2 protein-coding genes and 1 pseudogene are annotated in these 2,478 nt (G+C 71.9%); 2 read left to right on the plus strand and 1 reads right to left on the minus strand.

The features are described from left to right. Positions 1-102: 102 nt before the first annotated feature. Positions 103-252 (plus strand): annotated as a pseudogene (locus tag ACFWI9_RS29570) (ArsC/Spx/MgsR family protein); the annotation flags it as partial. Between the two features lie 40 nt (positions 253-292). Here the strand turns inward: ACFWI9_RS29570 and ACFWI9_RS29575 are convergent. Further along, positions 293-1,210 carry an oxidoreductase gene (locus ACFWI9_RS29575; protein WP_387166876.1) on the minus strand — a complete coding sequence of 306 codons (918 nt, stop codon included), beginning with the start codon at positions 1,208-1,210 and terminating at the stop codon, positions 293-295. A gap of 540 nt (positions 1,211-1,750) precedes the next feature. On the opposite strand from ACFWI9_RS29575, the gene ACFWI9_RS29580 reads away from it, so the two are divergent. After that, a complete protein-coding gene (locus ACFWI9_RS29580; RefSeq protein WP_387166879.1) occupies positions 1,751-2,362 on the plus strand; it encodes a hypothetical protein in 612 nt (203 codons plus the stop codon). Positions 2,363-2,478 lie beyond the last annotated feature (116 nt).

Raw genomic sequence — 2,478 nt, forward strand, 5'->3', positions numbered from 1 at the left:
CGGCCGTACCCCGCGGGGGCGCCCCCGGGGCGGGGTTGGCCCGCGGGGACCACCCCCCCCCCCCGGTGGGTGCCCCCTATCCACGGGGGGGTGGGGGCGGCCCCGCGCGAGGAGTCCTCGCGCGGCCGGTGGATCGCGGCGCTCGCCGAGCATCCGAAGCTGATCCAGCGTCCGATCATCACCGCCGACGACGGTACGGCCGTGGTGGGGCGTACGGACGAGGCGGTACGGGACGCGCTCGGGCGCGGCTGAAGACCGCGACCGACCGGGAGGACGCGGGCGCCCGGGCTCCTTACGCCCCGGCTGACGCGCGGTGCGCGGCGTCCAGGGAGGCGAGCTCGTCGTCGCTGAGGCACAGGGTTCCGGCGGCGATGTTCGCTTCCAGGTGCCCCAGGTCGCTCGTACCGGGGATGGCCAGCATGTGCGGGCCGCGGTGGAGGGTCCAGGCCAGCCGGATCTGGGCCGCGCTCACCCCGTGGGCCCGCGCCACGGCGAGCACCACGTCGTGCTCGGGGGAGGTCACTCCCTCCTGGCCCCCGGAACCGGCGACGGAGTAGAACGGCACGAACGCCACACCCTGCTCGCCGCAGCTGCGGACGAGCGCGTCGTGCTCGGGCCGCAGCCCGATTCCGTAGGCGTTCTGCACGCAGACGACGGGTGCGATCGACTGGGCCTCGGCGAGCTGTTCGGCGTTGACGTTGGAGACGCCGAGCTGGCGGATGAGCCCCGCTTCGCGCAGCTCGGCGAGTGCGCCGAAACGGTCGGCGATGGAGTCCGCGCCGACGATCCGCAGGTTGACGAGGTCGAGGTGGTCACGGCCGAGCTGGCGCAGGTTCTCCTCGACCTGTCCGCGCAGTTCCCGTGCCGTCCGGGCATGCTCGGTCCACTCCCCGCTCATGTCCCGGTGCGGTCCGACCTTGGTGGCGATGACGAGGTCGTCCGAGTACGGGGCCAGGGCCCGGTTGATCAGTTCATTGGCGGAACGCAGCGGCGAGAAGTAGAACGCCGCGGTGTCGATGTGGTTCACCCCGAGCTCCACCGCGCGGCGCAGCACCGCGATCGCCTGGTCGCGGTCGCCGGGGACGGCGTCGGGTATGAGGGCCTTGCCGTGCTGAGGCAGGCGCATCGTGCCGAAGCCGATCCGGTTGACCTTGAGGTCCCCGAGGGCCCAGGTGCCCGATGCGTCCGCGGTGATCGTTCGTGGGCTCATCCGTTCATGATCCATCAGCTGCGTCCGCGCTGCCTGCGAAAACTTAAGTCCCAGTTAAGGAAGTTACGTCTGTTTCGTTGAGCGGCGCCGCGCGCCCTACCCGTACGTAGCGGCAACACGGATCGGATCCGGTCGCCGTCCACGGCCGGGAACAGGAGCTCTCACGTGTCGCGCAAGAAGACCCTCAGCGGTAAGAAGAAGATCACCCTGCTCATCGGCGCTGCGGCGCTGGTCGGCGGCACCGCCATCGTCATGACGGGCACAAGCAACGCGGGAACGGGCAACGCGTCCGCGGCCTGTGGCGGACTCGCTCAGGCCGTCCGCAACAACGAGAACTTCATCGCCGGTCAGCGGGCCACCCCCGACGCGCAGTCGGCGGCACGGATCGCCAACCGGGAAGCGGTGATCAAGCAGATCAAGGTCCAGCAGAAGGCGGCGGGATGCGCCGAGGGCTCCGGCGGCTCAGACCAGTCAGCCGCCGTTCCGGCCCAGCCCCCGGCCGCCGGTCAGGGCCAGGCGGCGGGCGGCGGGAACGGCGAGGTGGTCTGCGCCGGGCAGAACCTCACCTTCTCCAATGACGCCGGCGCTCCCGCGGCTTCCAGCGGCGAACTGCCGATCGGCACCAAGATCAAGGTCACCAACCTGGCCAACAACAAGACCACCACGGTGGAGATCACCTCCACGTCCGGAAGCTGCGCCCTGCTGAACGCGGCGGCCTTCGAGCAGGTGCGCGAGCCCGGCAAGAACGTGATCCGGCAGGTGCGCGTCGAGCGCGTAGGCGCGGGCGCGGGGGCGGGCGCGGGGGCGGGCGGCAACCAGGGCGCCGGGAACCAAGGCGCGGGCAACGGCGGCAACCAGGCCGGTGGCAATCAGAACGGCGGCGACCAGAACGGCGGCGCCGTCGGTGAGGTCGTCTGCCAGGGCTCGACCGTGACCCTCTCCGGTGAGGCCGGCGCCCCCGCGGCCTCCAGCGGCACCTTCCCGGTCGGCACCAAGCTCAAGGTCACCAACCTCGACAACAACAAGTCCACCACCGTCGAGGTCACCTCCGCCTCCGGAAGCTGCGCGCTGCTCAACAACGCGGCCTTCGAGCAGGTCCGCGAGCCCGGCAAGTTCCTGATCCGCAAGGCACGTATCGAACGCGTCGGCTGATCCGGTGGTGGTGGGAGGCGCCCCCCCCCCGCCGGGGGCGCCCCGGGCCGGACCCCGCTACGCCGGAGCGCGGCGGACCGGAGCGCGACAAGCCGGAGCCCGGTGGACCCGCACGC

The organism is Streptomyces sp. NPDC127084 (assembly GCF_042724175.1).
In the GTDB taxonomy this organism is placed as follows: domain Bacteria; phylum Actinomycetota; class Actinomycetes; order Streptomycetales; family Streptomycetaceae; genus Streptomyces.